Annotated in this window: 18 protein-coding genes; 13 read left to right on the top strand and 5 right to left on the bottom strand. The window is 67.6% G+C overall.

All coding sequences use genetic code 11. The features are described 5' to 3' along the window. Positions 1–299 precede the first annotated feature (299 nt). The 13 genes from RM543_RS12355 to RM543_RS12295 all read left to right on the top strand — a co-directional run bounded on the left by RM543_RS12355 (position 300) and on the right by RM543_RS12295 (position 13,572). On the top strand, positions 300–2,009 hold the full coding sequence (locus tag RM543_RS12355) for a glycosyltransferase family 2 protein (protein ID WP_311692074.1): 1,710 nt from the start codon (positions 300–302) through the stop codon (positions 2,007–2,009). Between the two features lie 53 nt (positions 2,010–2,062). Beyond that, entirely contained in the window at positions 2,063–3,892 is a 1,830-nt protein-coding gene (locus tag RM543_RS12350) for a glycosyltransferase family 92 protein (RefSeq protein WP_311692072.1), read from the top strand. Beyond that, positions 3,892–4,182: a putative quinol monooxygenase gene (locus RM543_RS12345; protein ID WP_311692070.1), complete on the top strand. Its 291-nt coding sequence runs from the start codon at positions 3,892–3,894 to the stop codon at positions 4,180–4,182. Before RM543_RS12350 ends, RM543_RS12345 begins: the two co-directional genes overlap by 1 nt. Before the next feature lie 47 nt (positions 4,183–4,229). Next, positions 4,230–4,676, top strand: a complete 447-nt coding sequence (locus RM543_RS12340; protein ID WP_311692068.1) for a tellurite resistance TerB family protein — start codon at positions 4,230–4,232, stop codon at positions 4,674–4,676. Beyond that, on the top strand, positions 4,673–5,347 hold the full coding sequence (locus RM543_RS12335; RefSeq protein WP_311692066.1) for a PhnD/SsuA/transferrin family substrate-binding protein: 675 nt from the start codon (positions 4,673–4,675) through the stop codon (positions 5,345–5,347). The genes RM543_RS12340 and RM543_RS12335 overlap by 4 nt, the downstream gene beginning before the upstream one ends. 109 nt (positions 5,348–5,456) lie before the next feature. Continuing rightward, a complete protein-coding gene (locus tag RM543_RS12330; protein ID WP_311692064.1) occupies positions 5,457–6,236 on the top strand; it encodes an ABC transporter ATP-binding protein in 780 nt (259 codons plus the stop codon). Between the two features lie 36 nt (positions 6,237–6,272). Continuing rightward, positions 6,273–6,998 carry a transporter substrate-binding domain-containing protein gene (locus RM543_RS12325; RefSeq protein ID WP_311692062.1) on the top strand — a complete coding sequence of 242 codons (726 nt, stop codon included), beginning with the start codon at positions 6,273–6,275 and terminating at the stop codon, positions 6,996–6,998. Positions 6,999–7,078: 80 nt separating this feature from the next. Then, a complete protein-coding gene (locus RM543_RS12320; protein ID WP_311692059.1) occupies positions 7,079–7,975 on the top strand; it encodes an ABC transporter permease in 897 nt (298 codons plus the stop codon). Continuing rightward, a complete protein-coding gene (locus RM543_RS12315; protein WP_311692057.1) occupies positions 7,972–8,808 on the top strand; it encodes an ABC transporter permease in 837 nt (278 codons plus the stop codon). Before RM543_RS12320 ends, RM543_RS12315 begins: the two co-directional genes overlap by 4 nt. Next, positions 8,805–10,136: a glutamine synthetase family protein gene (locus tag RM543_RS12310; protein ID WP_311692054.1), complete on the top strand. Its 1,332-nt coding sequence runs from the start codon at positions 8,805–8,807 to the stop codon at positions 10,134–10,136. The genes RM543_RS12315 and RM543_RS12310 overlap by 4 nt, the downstream gene beginning before the upstream one ends. A gap of 96 nt (positions 10,137–10,232) precedes the next feature. Further along, positions 10,233–10,925 (top strand): type 1 glutamine amidotransferase, encoded by a 693-nt coding sequence (locus RM543_RS12305; protein WP_311692051.1) that lies wholly within the window; start codon positions 10,233–10,235, stop codon positions 10,923–10,925. Then, positions 10,922–12,286, top strand: coding sequence for a glutamine synthetase family protein (locus RM543_RS12300; RefSeq protein ID WP_311692049.1), 1,365 nt, complete (start codon positions 10,922–10,924; stop codon positions 12,284–12,286). Before RM543_RS12305 ends, RM543_RS12300 begins: the two co-directional genes overlap by 4 nt. After that, a complete protein-coding gene (locus tag RM543_RS12295) occupies positions 12,283–13,572 on the top strand; it encodes an NAD(P)/FAD-dependent oxidoreductase (protein ID WP_311692047.1) in 1,290 nt (429 codons plus the stop codon). Before RM543_RS12300 ends, RM543_RS12295 begins: the two co-directional genes overlap by 4 nt. A 3-nt stretch (positions 13,573–13,575) precedes the next feature. Here the strand turns inward: RM543_RS12295 and RM543_RS12290 are convergent, their stop codons facing one another. From RM543_RS12290 to purC, 5 genes are all read right to left on the bottom strand, one after another. Beyond that, positions 13,576–14,907: a sigma-54-dependent transcriptional regulator gene (locus RM543_RS12290; RefSeq protein WP_311692045.1), complete on the bottom strand. Its 1,332-nt coding sequence runs from the start codon at positions 14,905–14,907 to the stop codon at positions 13,576–13,578. Between the two features lie 34 nt (positions 14,908–14,941). Next, positions 14,942–16,702, bottom strand: coding sequence for a sensor histidine kinase (locus RM543_RS12285; RefSeq protein ID WP_311692043.1), 1,761 nt, complete (start codon positions 16,700–16,702; stop codon positions 14,942–14,944). Between the two features lie 114 nt (positions 16,703–16,816). After that, positions 16,817–17,485: a phosphoribosylformylglycinamidine synthase subunit PurQ gene (gene purQ / locus RM543_RS12280; RefSeq protein WP_311692041.1), complete on the bottom strand. Its 669-nt coding sequence runs from the start codon at positions 17,483–17,485 to the stop codon at positions 16,817–16,819. Beyond that, on the bottom strand, positions 17,485–17,727 hold the full coding sequence (gene purS / locus RM543_RS12275; RefSeq protein ID WP_311692039.1) for a phosphoribosylformylglycinamidine synthase subunit PurS: 243 nt from the start codon (positions 17,725–17,727) through the stop codon (positions 17,485–17,487). The genes purQ and purS overlap by 1 nt, the downstream gene beginning before the upstream one ends. A 31-nt stretch (positions 17,728–17,758) precedes the next feature. Further along, positions 17,759–18,520 carry a phosphoribosylaminoimidazolesuccinocarboxamide synthase gene (gene purC, locus RM543_RS12270; protein ID WP_311692037.1) on the bottom strand — a complete coding sequence of 254 codons (762 nt, stop codon included), beginning with the start codon at positions 18,518–18,520 and terminating at the stop codon, positions 17,759–17,761. Positions 18,521–18,631 lie beyond the last annotated feature (111 nt).

Raw genomic sequence — 18,631 nt, 5'->3', positions numbered from 1 at the left:
TCGGTGGGCGTGCCGCGCCCTTACCACGTCAGCCTTGCTTCCGAAAACGCCCCCGCCGCGGAACGGTTCGTCCCGTGGCCTGTCGTGGCGGAATGGCGCCCATTTGACGCCGAATGTCCCTGTCCTTGCCGCAAAGGAGGGGTGACGTGCTCGGGCGCCTGCCGTTAAGGTCGGAGGCGGTACGACCCGCCCGCCCGACCCCGGGCAGGCAGGCCCTCCGGTGCGATCCCGCCGGGCGCATGGCCAGAGGGACCAGACCCGTCGCCGGATCGGGCGCGAGGCACAAGAGGCGAGCCAGCATGACAAAGACACGTCCGCCCGAAACCCCCGGCGCCGCTCCGGGGCGCGCGCGCTACACGATCCTGTCGATGATGAAGGACGAAGGCCATTCCGTGATCGAATGGCTCGCCTATCACCGTGAACTCGGCTTCGACAACATCTGCGTCTACACCAACGACTGCAACGACGGCACGGATGCGATGCTCATGCGCCTCGAGGCGCTCGGCTATTGCCGGCACTTCCGCAACGACGTGCCCGAGGGCAAGAAGCCGCAGCCGAACGCGCTGTCACTGGCCGAGAAGAACGACGCCGTGATGAACAGCGACTGGATCCTGACGATGGATGCCGACGAGTTCCTCTCGGTGAAGACGGGCGACGGGCGGATCGGCGATCTGGTGGCTGCGCTGCCGGGCGGCACCGACGCGATCGCGATCACTTGGCGCTTCTTCGGCTCCTCCGGGCTGACGGACTGGAACCCGGGCCTCGTCACCGAGAGCTACACCCGCGCCGCACCCGACCAGTTCAAGAAGGGCTGGGGCGTCAAGACACTGTTCCGCCCGTTCGAAAACATGAAGCTCGGCATCCACCGCCCGCACATGCGCAAGGCCAAGCAGATCCCCGAGCGGGCGCAGGCGATGCTCAAACAGTCGTGGGTCAACGGATCGGGGCAGCCGATGCCGGAGGAGTTCGCCCTGTCCGGCTGGCGCTCCACCAAGCCGACGCTGGGCTACGATCTGGCGGAGATGAACCACTACGCCGTGAAGAGCATGGAGGCGTACCTGCTGCGCCGGATGCGGGGCAACGTGAACAACAAGGCGGACAAGTACAACGGCGCGTACTTCTCCATCTTCGACCGCAACGAGATCGAGGCCCGGTCCGCAGTCCGGCATTCCGGTGCGGTAAAGCGGATCATGGGGGAGATGCTCGCCGATCCCGACCTGGCGCGGCTCCAAGAGGCTGCGCTGGCCTATCACGAGACGCGGGTGCGGCAGCTGCGGCAGACCGGGGAATACGACGTCTGGCTCGAGGAGCTGACACAGGCGTCCGAGGTGTCCATCGACAAGCTGGACGAGGTGCTCTTCACCCAGCACCTGCCGAAGGTCTGGCAGCAGAAGGTCGAGCAGATGCGCGCCTCGGGCGTGTCCGACAAGGCCATCGCGCTGATGATCGCAAGCAGCCAGACCGCCCGGAAGAAGGAAACCCGCGAGGCGATGCGCGCCGCGGCCGAGGGCCGCCCGGCGCCGGAGGGATCGTCCAGCGCCGATGCAGCCGAAGAGGCGACGGCGGAACAGGCCGAGCGGATGGCGGAAGCTGCGATCGCTGAGACCGAGCGCCGCGCCGGTCCTGTTGCCTCCGACGTGCCGGATCCGGCGCCCGCGCCCCGGCCGGACGAAACCCCGCCGGACGCGCCGACCGAGACGCCCCCTGCCCCCGGACCCGATGCGCCGGACCCCGCGCGCCCGCCGGAGCCGGACGAGACGCCGCCCGATGCGCCGACGGAGCTCCCTCCTGGGGGGCCGGGCGAGGATGTTCCGGGGGGACCGGCCGAGGTCCCGCCGGGCGGCCCGAGCGAAAGCCCTCCGGGCGCGCCGCCCGAAATGCCGCCGCAGATGTCGGGGGGGCCCATGCCTGCGCGCCTGCGCCTCGTCCCGGCCGGACCGCCCTCCGGCGCGATGGAGGCGCCGGGAAAGCCGCGGGCCCCGAAGATGTTCGGGGCAGCCCACGGGTAGCAAGGTCGGGGAACAGCGCTGCAGGCGCGCCCAGGGTCCACGTCGTCAGCACGATGAAGAACGAGGCCCCCTACATCCTCGAGTGGATCGCCTATCACCGCATGATCGGCGCGACCGATTTCACCATATTCACCAACGACTGCACCGACGGGACCAACCTGATCCTGAACCGGCTCGACCAGCTCGGGATCGTCCGGCATTTCGACAATCCCCTCGGCCCCCGGATGGACCCCCAGCGCCGCGCCTATTCCCGCGCCGGCGGTATGGAGGAGGTTCGCGCCGCGGACTGGGTCATGATCGTGGATGCCGACGAGTTCGTGAACATACGCGCGGGGAGCGGCACCTTTGCGGACCTGATCGCAGCCTGCTCCTCGGGCGGCGATCCGGCGGCGATCTCGATCCCGTGGCGGATCATGGGCAGCTCGGGGGAAGCGCATTGGCGCGATGCCCCCGTCACCACCCGCTTCACCGCCGGCTCGACCTTCGAGGAGCCCGAGAACGGGCTCGTCTGGGGCTTCAAGACCCTCTTCCGGCCGCGCGTCTTCGACTTTTTCGGGGTGCACCGGCCGAAATTCCGCCAGACCGAGGTCGATCCCGCGGAGATCCTCTGGGTCAACGCCTCCGGGCAGGACATGGGGGACCGGATCGTCGAGAAGGGCTGGTGCTTCAACGCATCGACGATCGGCTGGGACCATGCCCAGGTGAACCATTACGCCATCAAGAGCCGGGAGGAGTTCCTTCTCAAGCGGCTGCGCGGCACCGCCAATTCGAAGAACAAGGGGCGGATCGACATGGGGTACTGGGAGAAGTTCGACCTCAACGCCAACGAGGACCGCTCGATCCGCACCGACGCGCTGGAGCGGGAGATCGCGTCCCTGCTCGAGGACGAGGCGTTGAAGGCTCTCCGCGACGCCGCGATCGAGACCTGCCGGCGCACCATCGACGCCCAGATGCAGGATGGGGCCTTGCGCCTCTTCGTGGAGACCGGGATCTACTCCGATGAGGACGGGGAGACGGGCGACGCCCCGTCCGCGACGCGCCCGCAACCGGCTCCCGCGCTCCATCCCGCCGGCACGCCGCGACTTCTCTGCATCGGAGCACACCACAAATCCGGCACGAACTGGCTTCGGCGCGCGCTCCACGCGATCCGGCGCGATCAGGACCTTCCGCTCCACCATATCGGCTCCCCGCGCGCGATGCGGAAACTGGAGGGGGCCGGCACCGCTCTTGCGGTCAACTGGTCCTCCAGCTTTCCCGAGGCGCTGCTGAACGATCCGGAGGCCCGTTTCATCCATATCGTGCGGGATCCGCGAAATGTCCTCCTGGCCGGAATGGCGTATCACCTGATCGCGCCCGAAGGCGCCCACACATGGCTCGACGAGCCGCAGGGCGCGCTTGGCGGGTCGACCTACCGGGACCACTTGGGCGCACTGCCCGACGACGAGGCGCGTCTCCTCTTCGAGATGGAGGGTAAACACGCCGAGACGGTGGAGGAGATGCTGGCCTGGCCCTCCGGTCATCCGGGCGCCGTCCAGTTGCGCTACGAGGACATTCTGGCCGACACGGACGGGACGCTCCTCCGCGGAGCCCTGGAGACATGCGGGGTTGCAGGGCTCGATATCGACCGTGCGGTCAATGAGATCAGGGCGCATGGCCCCTTGGGAGAGGCGATCCCTTCCCCCGGCCGCGAAACCGAGCAGGCCGAACAGGAGCGGCGGGACGCGGCGGCCAATTGGCAGAGCGACCTTCCCCGCCCCGTCGCCGAGAGCTACGCCGCCCGCTGGGGCGATGCCCTGAAGCGCCTCGGATATGCCCACGACGATACCTGGCTGGACGAGCTCGCCCCGCCTGCGCCCGCCCGCCGCTCGGGCGGAGCGCGGTAATGCTGCGACTGGAAGGCCGGCTCCTCTGCGCAGACGAAGCCGAGGCGGAGGCGGTTCGAGCGCACCTGCCGGAGCACGTGCGCCTGACCCGCGCGGAGGCGGGCTGCCTGTCATTCGAGGTGACGCCGGCGGGGCCGCTCGTCTGGACCGTCGAGGAGACCTTCACGGGGCCGGAGGCCTTCGAGGCGCACCAGTCGCGCGTTCAGGGCACCCCTTGGGCGGACGCGACCGCCGGGATCGTCCGGGACTACCGGGTCACCCAGGATCCGCCCGCCGTCACGCCCGAGTGAAGGCAAGGGCACTGGCCGTTCGCGAAGTTGCGTCTATATCGGCTCCCATGTTCAACGATCTTCTCAAGCGCCTGTCCGGCGACACGTCCCCGGAACAGCTCCCCGACACCGACGCGCGCCTTGCGCTGACTGCCCTTCTCGTGCGCGTGGCCCGTGCCGATGGCTCCTACGATGCCCGGGAAATGGCGCGGATCGACCGTATCGCGGCCAGGCGATACGGGCTTTCCGCGTTCGACGCCGCCACTCTGCGCGGCGATGCCGAGGGGCTCGAAGCCGAAGCGCCCGACAACGTCCGCTTCACCCGCGCCATCAAGGATGCGGTTCCCTACGAGGAGCGCGAGGCGGTGATCGAGGCGATGTGGGACGTGGTCCTCGCCGATGGCGAGCGGAGCGAGGATGAGGACGGACTGATCCGCCTCGTCACCAAGCTGATCGGCGTGAGCGACAAGGATTCCGGCCTTGCCCGCCAGCGCGTGGAAGCCGCCCGCTCGTGATCGCCGCCCTGCCTGCCCTTGCCGGCGCGGAGGCGGAGACCGCGGAGCTTTGGTCCCTGATCCGCGACCACCTGCGCGAGCGTGCGATCACGGCGCCGGGCGAGCTGGAGGACGTACGGCCGACCCAAGTAATCGGGGACGAGCACCTTCTCCTCGCCGAGATTCCCGCGCATGCCTATCTCTCCAATCGCGACGATCTGACGCTCCTCGGCACGTTCGACCGGGACATCGACGGCGTTCCCGCGGGCTTCTCGTGCCGCGTCCTTCTGAAGCGGCTCGGCGAGGAGACGCCGGAGGGCCCTGTCGCGGCCACCGACGCGTCGCTTGCCGAGATCTTCGACCGCATTCCCTCGAAGGCAGAGACACCGACGGAGGCCGCGCGGGCCGTCGCTGAGGGAACGGCCGATCTTGCCGCGATGGATGTCGCCGAATGGCGCCGCATCCGCCATGCGGACCCGGACCTTGCGGAGAATCTGGAAGAGGCGGCCCGCTCGGACGCCCTCGCCGGCCCTGCCCTCGTCACCCGGCAGGACCGTCTTGCAGGCGCGTTGCGGGTCGCGATCGCCGCCGCGGTGACGAGCCTGCCGCCCGAGACCCGGTCCTCGCTCGGAATCGCGGGGCTTCTCGGCGTGACGGACGCCGCCTATGACCGGATGGCGTCGCAGAACTGACGCAAGGTTCAGGGGCGGCCACGATCCCGCTGGCGGCAGATCGTTGCATTCGGTCGAGAATTGGGCCTCACTGTCGTTAACCGAAAACGATGGTCGAGCCGCTTCAACCGTGACATCCACTCCTTCGCCCGTCATCGAGATCCGCGATCTCCACAAGGCCTATGGCGGCCTCGAGGTGCTCAAGGGAGTCGATCTGTCGGCGCCGAAGGGACATGTCGTCTCGCTGATCGGCTCGTCCGGCTCCGGCAAGTCCACCCTCCTGCGCTGCGCCAACCTCCTCGAGGACAGCCAGTCGGGTGACGTCGTGTTCGAGGGGGAGCCGGTGCGCTGGCGCGGCCATGGGGGTCATCGCCGCCCCGCCGATGCCGCGCAGGTCCGCCGCATCCGCACGAACCTCTCGATGGTGTTCCAGCAGTTCAACCTGTGGGCGCACCTCACCATCCTGCAGAACGTCACCGAGGCGCCCGTCGTGGTGCTGAAGGAAGACCGCGCGGAGGCCGAGGACCGGGGGCGCGAGCTTCTCGCCAAGGTCGGGATCGGCGACAAGGCGAACATGTACCCCGCCCAGCTCTCCGGCGGCCAGCAGCAGCGCGCCGCGATCGCGCGGGCCCTTGCCATGCGGCCCCGCGCCCTTCTCTTCGACGAACCGACCTCGGCGCTCGATCCGGAGCTGGAACAGGAAGTCGTCCGCGTGATCAAGGCCCTGGCCGAAGAGGGCCGCACGATGGTGCTCGTCACGCACGACATGAACATGGCCCGGGACGTCTCCGATCACGTCGTGTTCCTCCACAAGGGCAAGGTGGAGGAAGAAGGCCCGCCGGACACGCTGTTCGGCGCGCCGCGAACCGAACGCCTGCGCGGCTTTCTGTCCGCCGGGCAAGCTGCCTGAAACCCAAGACCCAAGACCAACAGGGAAACAAAGAAAATGAAAACGCTCCTCCTCGCCGCCGCCGCGGCAACCCTCGCGACCTCCGCCATGGCCCAGGACGTCGTCCGCATGGGCACCGAGGGCGCCTACCCTCCGTACAACTTCATCAACGATGACGGCGAGATCGACGGCTTCGAGCGGGAGGTCGGGGACGAGCTCTGCACCCGGGCCGGACTGACCTGCGAATGGGTCAGCAACGACTGGGATTCGATCATCCCCAACCTCACCTCCGGCAACTACGACACGATCATCGCCGGGATGAGCATCACCGACGAGCGCGACGAGGTGATCGACTTCACCGATCCCTACTTCCCGCCCGCCGCCTCCGCCTACGCCTCGACCATGGACATGGACCCGATGTCCGCGGATGCCGTCGTCGCAGCGCAGACCAACACGATCCAGGCCGCCCATGTCGCCGAGAGCGGCGCGACGCTGCTCGAATTTGCCACCCCCGACGAAGCCGTCGCCGCGATGCGCAACGGCGAGGCGGACGCGATCTTCGCGGACAAGGATTTCCTGGTCCCGATCGTGGACGAGGACGGCGACATGTCCTTCGTCGGTGAGGATGTCGGCCTCGGCGATGGCATCGGCATCGGCCTGCGCGAAAGCGACGATGAACTCGAGGCCACGTTCAACGAGGCCATCGCCTCGATGAAGGAGGACGGCACGCTGAACACCATGATAACCGAGTGGTTCGGCGAAGACGCCATCACCTTCGAGTAAGCCGGGGCCGACACGCTCCTGATCCGGGCGGGCCGCCTTGAGACGGCCCGCCCCCTTCCCCGCTTCCGGGCCTTTTCCTGATGTTCGAGTATTGCTCAGATCCGTCGGCACTGGACGGCGCGAGGTGGCTGTCCTGCTACCTTACGAACGGCGTGCATCTGCGCTTCTACAGCTCGTTCGGCACTGTCCTGCTCCTGCTCGCGATCACGGCACCGCTGGCGCTCGCCTTCGGATTTCTGGGCGCGGCGGCGAGCCGGTCGGGCGTCGCGCCGCTGCGGTGGTCAGGCAAGACCTACACATCGATGGTTCGCGGCGTGCCCGACATCGTGTTCTTCCTGTTCTTCGTGATCGCGCTCGACCAGGCCTTCGAATGGACGCGTCACCAGGCGCTCTGCCCCGGCTGGGATGCCCCGATCCGGCAGGGTGCGGAGTTCAACGTCTGCCCCGAGGCCAAGCTGCCCCGCTCCTCGTCGCCGCAGGCCTGGCACGAGGCCTACAACTTCTCCCTCGCCATCGTCACCTTCGCCATCGTGTTCGGCGCCTTCGCCGCCAACGTACTCTACGGGGCCATGCGGGCTGTGCCCCGCGCGCAGATGGAAACGGCCGCGGCCTACGGCATGACGGAGCGGCAGGCCTTCCGCCGGATCCTCGTGCCCCAGATGTGGGTCTATGCCCTGCCCGGCCTGTCGAACCTCTGGATGATCCTGATCAAGGCGACGCCGCTTCTGTTCCTGCTCGGCGTGGAGGACATCGTCTACTGGGCGCGGGAAATCGGCGGCTCCAAGACCTCCGCCTTCTCCTACCCGCACCCTGACTGGCGGATCTGGTACTTCTCGGGACTGCTCGTCTTCTACCTGATCTTCACCAAGATCTCCGAGATCGTGCTGGCGCGGCTCACGGCGCGCCTCTCCGCCGGTCAGGCGACCGCCGAGGGGGAGCGCCTGCGCCGCGCCGCGCCCGCGGGGCCGGCCGCATGATGTGCGCGGAAGAACTCGGCGCCTACGGTCTGCGCTCGCTCGGGATCGGCGAGCGGCTCCTGCCGCGGTCCGACATCACGCTGTGCGATCAGTTTGTCCTGATCGGGTCCGGCATGATCTGGAACGTCTATTTCGGAGTGCTGGCGCTCGCCGCGGGCTTCTTCCTCGCCACGCTGCTCGCGCTCGGTAAGGCCGCCAGTTCCGCCTGGATCCGCAAGCCGGCGGACTGGTTCGTCTTCCTCTTCCGCGGCTCGCCCCTCTTCATACAGTTCTTCCTCGCCTACGAAGCCTTCGTTCGGCTGCCGGACAGTATCGGCGTCGGCCTCTTCGGGGCGGAGGGCGCCGACCTCGGATGGCTGACGCGGGCCTATGCCGGAGCGCTCGTCGTGCTCTTCTTCAACACGTCCGCCTATGCGGGAGAGATATTCTACGGCGCCCTGCTGTCCGTCCCGAAAGGCGATCTCGAGGCCGCGGACGCCTACGGGCTGACCGGGTTCACCCGCTTTCGCCGCATCGTCTGGCCGACCATGCTGCGTCTCGCCTGGCCGGCCTATACCAACGAGGCGATCTTCCTGTTCCACGCAACGACGCTGGTCTTCTTCTCCGGCTTCCCGGCGTGGCGCCAGCAGGGCGATGCGCTCTACTACGCCAGCTACTTCGCCGACAAGACGTTCAACCCCTTCATTCCCTATCCCATCGTGGCTCTTTATTTCATCGTGCTTACACTCATCGTCATCTCGCTGTTCTCTGCCGCCGGCCGGCGCCTGAACCGGCATCTCCCCTCCTCGGACAGGCCCCGCAGACCGCGCGCCATCGGGCAGCTCGTCCGATGAGCTGGCTGGAGGAGAACCCCCATATCCGCACCATCCGCGTCGCGGCGGCGGACCTCAACGGCATCGCGCGCGGCAAGCGCGTTCCGACCCGCTTCGCGCAGAAGGTGGAGACGGACGGAACGCGCTTCCCCCTCTCCGTGCTCAACCTCGATATCTGGGGTGAGGACATCGACGATTCCCCCCTCGTCTTCGAAAGCGGCGATCCCGACGGGGTGCTGCGCCCGACGGAGCGGGGCTTCGTGCCGATGCCGTGGCTCGGCTCCCCCACCGCGCTCCTGCCGCTCTGGATGTACCGCGAGAGCGGCGCGCCCTTCGACGGTGATCCGCGCCACGCGCTCGCCCGCGTGCAGGCCCGCGCCAGGGACATGGGCCTGACGCCGGTGGTGGCGACGGAGATGGAGTTCTACCTCGTCGACGACAGCGGCAAGGACATCCGCGTGCCGCCCTCCCCCCGCTCCGGCAAGCGCCGCCCGGGGGCGGAGGTGCTCTCGCTCCGCGCGCTCGACGCGTGGGATATCTTCTTCACCGATCTCTACGACGCCTGCGAGGCGATGGACATTCCTGCCGACACGGCGATTTCGGAAGCGGGCCTCGGGCAGTTCGAGCTGAACCTCGTCCACCAGCCGGACGCGCTCAAGGCTGCGGACGATGCCTGGCTCTTCAAGCTGCTGGTCAAGGGGCTGGCCCGCAAGCACGGCTTCGCCGCCTCCTTCATGGCAAAGCCCTACCCCGACTATGCCGGCAACGGGATGCACATGCATTTCTCGATGCTGGACAAGGACGGGCGGAACATCTTCGACGACGGCGGCGCCCGCGGCACCGACGCGCTGCGCCACGCCATCGCCGGCTGCCTCCAGGCGGTGCCCGGCTCCTCCATCCTCTTCGCCCCGCACGGCAATTCCTACGACCGTCTCGTGCCCGACGCCCACGCTCCGACAGGCCTCTGCTGGGCCTACGAGAACCGTACCTCGGCGATCCGGGTGCCCGGCGGCGCGCCGGTGGCGCGGCGGATCGAGCATCGCGTGGCGGGCGGCGATGTGAACCCCTACCTCATGGTCGCCGGCATTCTCGGCGCAGCGCTCAACGGTCTGGAGGACGGCGCAGAGCCGCCCGATCCGATCACCGGCAACGCCTACGATCTGGACCTGCCGCAGATGCCGTCCGACTGGGGCTCCGCCATCGACGCCTTCGAAGCCTCCCCGGAGATCGCGCGGATCTTCCCCGAGGAGCTCATCCGCAACCTCGTTCTGACAAAGCGTCAGGAGCTGCACTACTACCGCGAATTGTCGGAGACCGAGAAGGTCGACCTCTATCTCGACACGGTCTGACAGGGCCCGGGCGGGGGGAGGCATCCGCCCTCCCCCACTTGCCGCGCCAGAGCGCCGCAGATACCGTCCGCCCGACCAATATTCCAAGGACCAGACATGCTGATCGGCATCCTGCAGACCGGCCATGCAGCGGACGAGGTCCGCGCCGAGCATGGCGACTACGACGACATGTTCGAGCGCCTTCTCGGCGGGCGCGGGCTGACCTTCCGCACGTGGAACGTGGTGGATATGGACTTCCCCGCGAGCACCGACGCCGCCGATGGCTGGCTCATCACCGGCTCGCGCCACGGCGCCTACGAGGATCACCCGTGGATCGGGCCGCTGGAGGAGTCGATCCGCGCCATCGTCGCGGCGGGCAAGCCCCTCGTCGGCATCTGCTTCGGCCACCAGATCATCGCCCAGGCCCTTGGCGGCCGGGTCGAGAAATCCCCGAAGGGCTGGGGCGTCGGCCGACAGTTCTACGCCTACGGCGATGAGGAGGTGTCCCTCAATGCCTGGCACCAGGATCAGGTCGTGCAGAAGCCGGAGATGGCGACGACGGTGGCCCGGAACGCGTTCTGCGAGCATGCCGCGCTCGTCTACGGCCGGCAGGTCTTCACCGTGCAGGCGCATCCGGAGTTCTCGAATGCCGTCATGGCCGGCCTGATCGAGCATCGCGGCGGAAACGTCCCGGCCGACCGGCTGGACCATGCGCGCAGCCAGCTCGAGGCGCCCAACGACAGCGCCCGCATTGCCGGGGACATCGCCGACTTCTTTCTGCTGGACCGAACCGTGGAGGCCACCGCATGAGTGCCGCGGACGACTGGCAGGAGGTTCTTCCGGAGGCCGCGCAGGCCTATCTCGAAGGCCGGCGGCTCGACGAGGTGGAGTGCATCGTTGCGGACATTGCGGGCGTTGCGCGGGGCAAGGCGATGCCGGCCTCCAAGTTTGCCAAGCAGACCCAGTTCTACCTGCCCAACAGCATCTTCCTGCAGACGATCACCGGCGATTGGGCGGATGTCGAGGAGATGCCCTATACCGAGCCGGACATGGTGCTGACGCCCGATTTCAGCACCGCGACGGCAGCGCCATGGACGGCGGACTACACCATCCAGGTGATCCACGACATCCACGATCAGACCGGGGCGCCCGTGCCGATCGCCCCGCGCAACGTCCTGCGCCATATCTGCGAGCTCTATGCCGCCGAGGGGCTGACCCCCATCGTCGCGCCGGAGATGGAGTTCTACCTCGTCGCCCCCAATATCGACCCCGCGCAGGAGGTCATGCCGCCGATGGGCCGCACCGGGCGGCGCGCGGCGGCGCGGCAGGCCTACTCGATGTCTGCCGTGGACGAGTACGGCCCTGTCATCGACGACATCTACGATTTCGCCGAGGCGCAGGGCTTCGAGATCGACGGCATCCTGCAGGAGGGCGGCGCGGGCCAGGTCGAGCTGAACATGCGCCACGGAGATCCCATCCGCCTTGCGGACGAGATCTTCTTCTTCAAGCGCCTGATCCGGGAGGCGGCGCTGCGGCACAATTGCTACGCCACCTTCATGGCCAAGCCGATCCAGAACGAACCCGGCAGCGCCATGCATATCCACCACTCGGTGGTGGACAGCAAGACGGGTCAGAACATCTTCTCCACCCCGGATGGCGGCGAGACGCCGGAATTCCTGCATTTCATCGCCGGAATGCAGCGTCACCTGCCCTCCGTGATCGCGCTCATGGCGCCCTACGTGAACTCTTACCGCCGCTACGTTCCCGACTTCGCCGCGCCGATCAACCTCGCCTGGGGCCGGGACAACCGCACGACCGGCCTGCGCGTACCGATCTCCGGCCCCGAGGCGCGGCGCGTGGAGAACCGTCTCGCCGGCATGGACTGCAACCCCTATCTCGGCATCGCGGCATCGCTGGCCTGCGGCTATCTCGGCCTGAAGGAGAAGGTCCCGCCCGAGAACGAGTATACCGGCGACGCCTACAGCCGGATGGCCGACATCCCGAACACGTTCGGCGAGGCGCTCGCCGTCTTCGAGCGATCCGAAGCCGTGCAGAGGATCCTCGGCCGGGAGTTCTGCCGCGTGTACCAGGCGGTCAAAGCCCTGGAATACAAGGAGTTCCTGCAGGTCATCAGCCCATGGGAACGCGAGCACCTCCTGCTGAACGTATGAGCTGGCTGTTCGCCAACGAGCCGGGCGGCGATTATCCGGAAAGCTGGTATGCCGCGACGGCCGACCTGCCCGAGGCGCGCCCCTCGCTCGAGGGTGAGACGCGGGCCGAGATCTGCGTGATCGGTGGCGGCCTGACCGGGCTTTCGGCAGCCCTTCACCTGGCGGAGGCCGGCCGGGACGTCGTGCTTCTCGAGGCAGCCGAGCCGGGCTTCGGCGCCTCCGGCCGCTCCGGCGGACAGATCGGCAGCGGCTACAACAAGGACCAGCTCTGGCTTGCGAAGTTCCTGGGAGAGGATGCGGCGCGCCAGCTCTGGGACCTCGCCGAGGACGCAAAGGCGCTTGTCCGCTCCCTTATCGAGCGCCATGCGCCCGAGGCCGACTATCGCCCCGGGATCATTCATGCCTGCCGCACGGAGGCCGAGGCCGAGGAGGAGCGGACATACGGCGCGCTCCTCGCCCGCGACTACGACTACGACAGGATCACCCCGCTGGACCGCGCGGGGATCGCCGCCATCACGGGCAGCCCCGTTCATGCCGGCGGCTCGCTCGACGAGGGCGCAGGCTTCTGCCATCCCCTCCGCCTCACCCTCGGCGTCGCCCGCGCGGCCATCGCCGCGGGGGTGCGGATCCATTGCCGGAGCGCCGCGACGCGTATCGCCGAGAGCCGCGTGGAGACGCAAGGTGGTGCGGTGACGGCGGAGCGCATCGTACTGGCCTGCAACGGCTACCAGTCCGGCCTTTCGCCCGAGCTCGCGAACCGTGTGCTGCCCATCAACAACTTCATCGCCGTGACCGAGCCGCTCGGGGACCGCGCCCCCATGACGCGGCCCGTCGCCGTGGCGGACAGCCGCTTCGTGGTCAATTACTGGTGGCAATCCGGTGACGGACGGCTCGTCTATGGCGGGGGGGAGAATTACGGGAGGCGCTTCCCGAAGGATATCGCGTCCCGCGTCCGCGCCAATCTCGCCCGGACCTATCCGGACCTCGAGGATGTCCGCTTCGATCATGCCTGGGGCGGGACGCTCGCCGTAACCGCCACGCGCCTGCCGTTCGTGCGCAGGCTGAAGGCGGGCCTCTATACGGCGGGCGGCTATTCCGGCCACGGGATGGCTCTGGCTCCGCTCTCGGGGCGCGCCATTGCGCAGGATATCCTGGGAGAGCCCGCCGCGCTCGAGGCGCTGAGCGCCCTGCCCGTCCCGCGGCTCCCCGGCGGGCGACATCTCGGCCCGGCGATCACGGGGCTGGGGCTGCTCGCCTTCGCCCTCCGCGACCGCACGGGCCTCTGAGGCTCAGAGGTAATCGGCTCGCTGGAGCCCGTACTTCGCCATCTTCTCGTTCAGCGTCCGCCGCGGCAGGCAGAGTTCGTCCATCACGGCGGAAATCGAGCCGCGGTGACGACGCATGGTGTTGTCGATCAGCATCCGCTCGAACGCCTCGACATATTCCTTCAGCGGCTTGCCTTCGGTGGTCATCACCGGCTGCTGGCTCTCGTCATCGCTCATCAGGAGCGAGGCGATGGTGCCCGTCCCGCGCCTGTTCTGCAAAACGGCGCGCTCGGCCACGTTGATGAGCTGACGGACATTGCCGGGCCAGGGCGCCTGGAGAAGCTGCGCGGCTTCCTGCGCTGAGACTGCGGGGGCATCGCAGCCATACTCGTCCGCGAACTGCTCCGAGAGGCGCGTGAACAGCAGCAGGATGTCCTCTCCCCGCTGGCGCAGGGGCGGCAGGGTGATCTTCATCGCCGCCAGCCGATAATAGAGATCCGGCCGCAGCACGTCTTCGCTGGTCTTGCCCTGCTCCTGCAGGTTGGAGACGGCGACGATGCGCGTCTCGGCCGGGCTGCCCTGATCGTTGATGAAGGTCAGAAGACGCGCCTGGAGGGCCGGAGGCAGCGCCTCGACATCCTCGAGGCAAAGCGTACCGCCCCGAGCCTGTTCCACGAGCGGCATCAGGCCGGCATCGGGATCGCCGTCGAACAGGCGTCTGGCGAGGTCCTCGCCGGTATGCGCGGCGCAGGAAATCAGGATGAAGGGCTTCGACGCCCGGGTCCCGACGGCATGAAGCGCATGCGCCGCCAGCGTCTTGCCGGTCCCCGTCTCGCCATCGATCAGGACATGCCCGTCCGCCTGTCCCAGATCGAGGATATCCTCGCGCAGGCGCTCCATCGCCGGGCTCGCGCCGATCAGCTTGTGCATGATCTGCGAGCCGTCAGAGAGGTCCCGGCGCAGCACACGCGCATCGAGGGCAAGGCGCCGTCGCTGGGTCGCGCGCTTGGCCAGCTCGTTCATCTTGTCGGGGCTGAACGGTTTCTCGAGGAAGTCGAACGCCCCCACCCGCATCGCCTCGACCGCCATCGGCACGTCGCCGTGGCCGGTGATCATGATGACGGGCAGCGCACTGTCCTGGCTCATGAGGCGCTTGAGGAAGGCCATGCCGTCCATGCCGGGCATGCGGATATCCGACACGACGATGCCCGGAAAATCGGATCCGATCTGCTTCAGCGCCTCGTCGGCGGTCGAGTATGTCTCGGTGTCGTAGCCGCTGAGGGCGAGCCACTGGGAAATCGACTGACGCATGTCCTGTTCGTCGTCGACAATCGCGATCTTCATCGCCTTGGCCATTGGGGTCTCCCGTGCCGTTTCACTCTGGCGTCCCTCATTCGGCGGCCCTCATGGGCTGGTCCCGGCGCAAGGGTAGCTGCAATTCGAACACGGCGCCGCCTTGCTTGGCGTTCCGTGCGGTCAGTCGGCCTCCGAAATCCTTCACGATGCCGGACGATATCGCGAGGCCGAGCCCGGTGCCATCTCCGGGCTGCTTGGTCGTGTAGAAAGGCTCGAACAGGTGGTCGAGATCGGCAATTCCGGTCCCGTTGTCCCTCACCGTGAGCGTGGCGGTCTCTCCTTCGAACAACATCAGTTCGATCAACGGCTCATCACGGTCCTTGGTTGCATCGATGGCGTTACGGAAGAGGTTGATGAGGACCTGTTCCAGCCGCAACCGGTCGCATTCCACGAAGACGGGGTGATCGGGCAGCGAGCGCAGGACCTTGACCCGGCGGGCCTTCAGCTGCGGCTCCATCATGGTCAGGGCGGAGGATATCGCTTCGCGGATATCGAGTTGCTCGAAGGCGATGCCGCCCTTGCGCGCGTAGGACTTCAGTTGGCGCGTGATCGACCCCATTCGCTCGATCAGGTCGTCGATCCGCTGGAAGGAGGAGAGCGCCTCGGCCGGGCGCTTACGCTGCAGGAGCAGGCGCGCACCGGCGAGATAGGTCTTCATCGCCGCGAGCGGCTGGTTCAGCTCGTGGGACACCGCGGCGGACATCTCCCCGAGCGCGGCGAGCTTGGAGGATTGCTCCAGCGTCTGCTCCGCGACCTCGAGGTTCTTCTCCGCCTTCTCCCGCTCCGCGATCTCCTGCTGGAGGCGGAAGTTGAGAAGCCGGAGCTCGGCGCTCTCCCGTTCCGCCTGCAGCGTCCGGGATGTGGCGCGCCGGCTCATCAGGTAGAAGGCTGCTGCAAGAACGAGCGCGAACCCCATGATTTCCAACGCCAAAACGCCGTTCACCCGCTCGCGCACCGAGGAATAGGTGGTGAAGGACGTAATGCGCCATCCGCGGAACGGGATGCGCGCGTCGGAGCGCAGGACGCCCTCGCCGAGAAGGTAGGCGTCGGGCGGCAGGAAGGACCAGTCGGAGGTGGCACTCAGCGCACGATCGATGGCCGTCGGGGCCGACTGGGTCGCCAGCGCCTCGTCGATGGTACGTCCCCTCCAGCGCGGCTCCGTGGCGAGGATGATGTCCCCCGAGGAATCGGTGACGAGGACCGCGTCCGAGATGCCGGCCCAGCTCTGCTCGAACTTCCGAAGGTCGACCCCGACGACGATGACCCCGACCACCGTACGGTCAGACATGACCTTCCGGCTGTAGGTGAACGATTTCGTCCCGGCATCGGTCTCGACGACGGTGAAGACCGTATCGGCAGAGCGTTGTGCATCGACGAAATAGGGATCCGTCCGGTGCTGCGCGCCGAGCTGGCTGCGATCCGTCGCGGCGACGGTGCGGCCATCGGAATCCAGAAGCTGGAGGGAGGCGGCTCCGATCTCCTCACGGAAGGAGATGAGCCGCTGGGAGGACTGGCTGAAATCGTCGCTGTTCAGCGCATTGATCAGGGCCGGATCCTGCGCGAGGAGCAGCGGCACGACGGAGTTGCGCTGCAACTCGCTGATGACGTTTCCGGTGTAGAGCGCAAGACGAAGCTCGGCGCGGTTGCGCGTGGTCTCCGTGAAGCGCTGCATGAGAAGGAGATTGGTGACGTAGAGCGTCGCCACGGCCACGACGAGGATCGTGGCGACGACGGCGCGCAGGCGCCATGTGCCCGCCCGCTCACGCTGGCGTCGTCGTGGGATCTCGTCCTTCATTCAGGAGTCCTAGAACCAAACGCGCCGCCTTGGAAGCCCGCAGCCCCTTCGGGTCCCGTCAAATGCGCGGACGGCGCAGGCACATTGCCGCGAGGACGGGCCGCTTCCCGGCGATCAGGCCGATGCGAAGGCGGAGGCGATCCCGTCGAAGATGGCGGCGCCGGCGGAGGAGCCGGTGGCGGCCTCGGACGCGCGTTCGGGGTGGGGCATCATGCCCAGGACGCGGCGGTTCTGCGACAGGATGCCGGCGATATCCCCCGCCGAGCCGTTCAGCGGATCTCCGTAGCGGAAGGCGACGCGCGCCTCGCTGTCCAGATCGCGGATCAGCTCGGGGCTGGCCTGGTAATTGCCGTCGTGATGAGCCACCGGAATATCGAGCGTGGCCCCCTCGCCGAGCAAGGTCGTGAAGGGCGACAGCGCCGTCTCGACCCGCAGCGTGACGGTCTTGCAGATGAACTTGAGATTCGAGTTGCGCATCAGCGCGCCCGGCAAGAGCCCTGTCTCGAGGAGGATCTGGAAGCCGTTGCAGATCCCGAGCACATGCCCGCCGCCTTCCGCGAACCGCACGACCTCCCGGCAGATCGGGGAATTGGCCGCGATGGCGCCGCAGCGCAGGTAGTCGCCGAAGGAGAACCCGCCCGGCAGACCCACGAGGTCGATCCCGGCGGGGAGGGCCGTGTCCTTGTGCCAGACGCGAACGACCTCGAAGCCGGACCGATCCAGCGCCAGCGCAAGGTCGCGGTCGCAGTTCGAGCCGGGGAAGGTGACGACCGCGGCGCGCATCAGGCGATCTCGACCCGGTAGCTCTCGATCACCGTATTCGCCAGCAGCTTGTCGCACATCCGGGTGACACGCTCCTCGGCGGCCTCGGGGGATTCGCCGTCGGCGAGGTCGATCTCGATGACCTTGCCCTGCCGGACGCCCTCGACCCCGTCGAAGCCGAGCGCCGCGAGCGCATGCCGCACCGCCTCGCCCTGCGGGTCGAGCACGCCGTCTTTGAGCATCACGTGAACGATGGCTTTCATCGAAGCGTCACCCCCGCCGGTTCTGGTCGGTTCAGTTGATCAGCGTCGGCTTGCCGACCGACGCGGTGTTCCTGGGCAGGACGCCGAGCCGCCGGGCGACTTCGGTATAGGCGTCCGCGAGATTGCCGAGATCCCGGCGGAAGACGTCTTTGTCGAGCTTCTGGCCCGTCGAGACATCCCACAGGCGGCAGGAATCGGGGCTGATCTCGTCCGCGACGACAAGGCGCATGAAATCGCCTTCCCAGATCCGGCCGACCTCGATCTTGAAGTCCACCAGCCGGATGCCGACGCCCATCATGATGCCCGACATGAAGTCGTTCACCCGAAGCGCGAGCGCGACGATATCGTCGAGGTCCTGCTGGCTGGCCCAGCCGAAGGCGAGGATGTGCTCCTCGGAGACCATCGGATCACCGAGACCGTCATCCTTGAAGTAGAATTCCACGATCGGCCGTGGCAGGGGCGAGCCTTCATCGAGGCCGAGGCGCTTGGAGATCGAGCCGGCGGCGACGTTGCGCACCACGATCTCCAGCGGAATGATCTCGACCGACTTGATCAGCTGCTCGCGCATGTTGATGCGGCGCAGGAAATGCGTCGGCACGCCGATGTTGTTCAGCCCGGTCATGAAGTACTCGGACAGGCGATTGTTGAGCACGCCCTTGCCATCCACCACGTCATGCTTCTCGGCATTGAAGGCGGTGGCGTCGTCCTTGAAATACTGCACGAGCGTGCCCGGTTCGGGGCCTTCGTAAAGGATCTTGGCCTTGCCCTCGTAGATCTTCTTGCGACGCGCCATGGCGAGATCCCCTTGCGGCCCTTTGCCTGTCCCGGTGACGGGACGGCCGCCTTTCAGTTGCGCGATGCCTATAGGACACCGGACGTCCTGCCGCAAGGCAGCACCGCCGTT

It is taken from the genome of Tropicimonas omnivorans (assembly GCF_031846565.1).
GTDB classification, from domain to species: Bacteria; Pseudomonadota; Alphaproteobacteria; order Rhodobacterales; family Rhodobacteraceae; genus Tropicimonas_B; species Tropicimonas_B omnivorans.
This window is presented reverse-complemented; position numbering and strand designations above follow the sequence as displayed.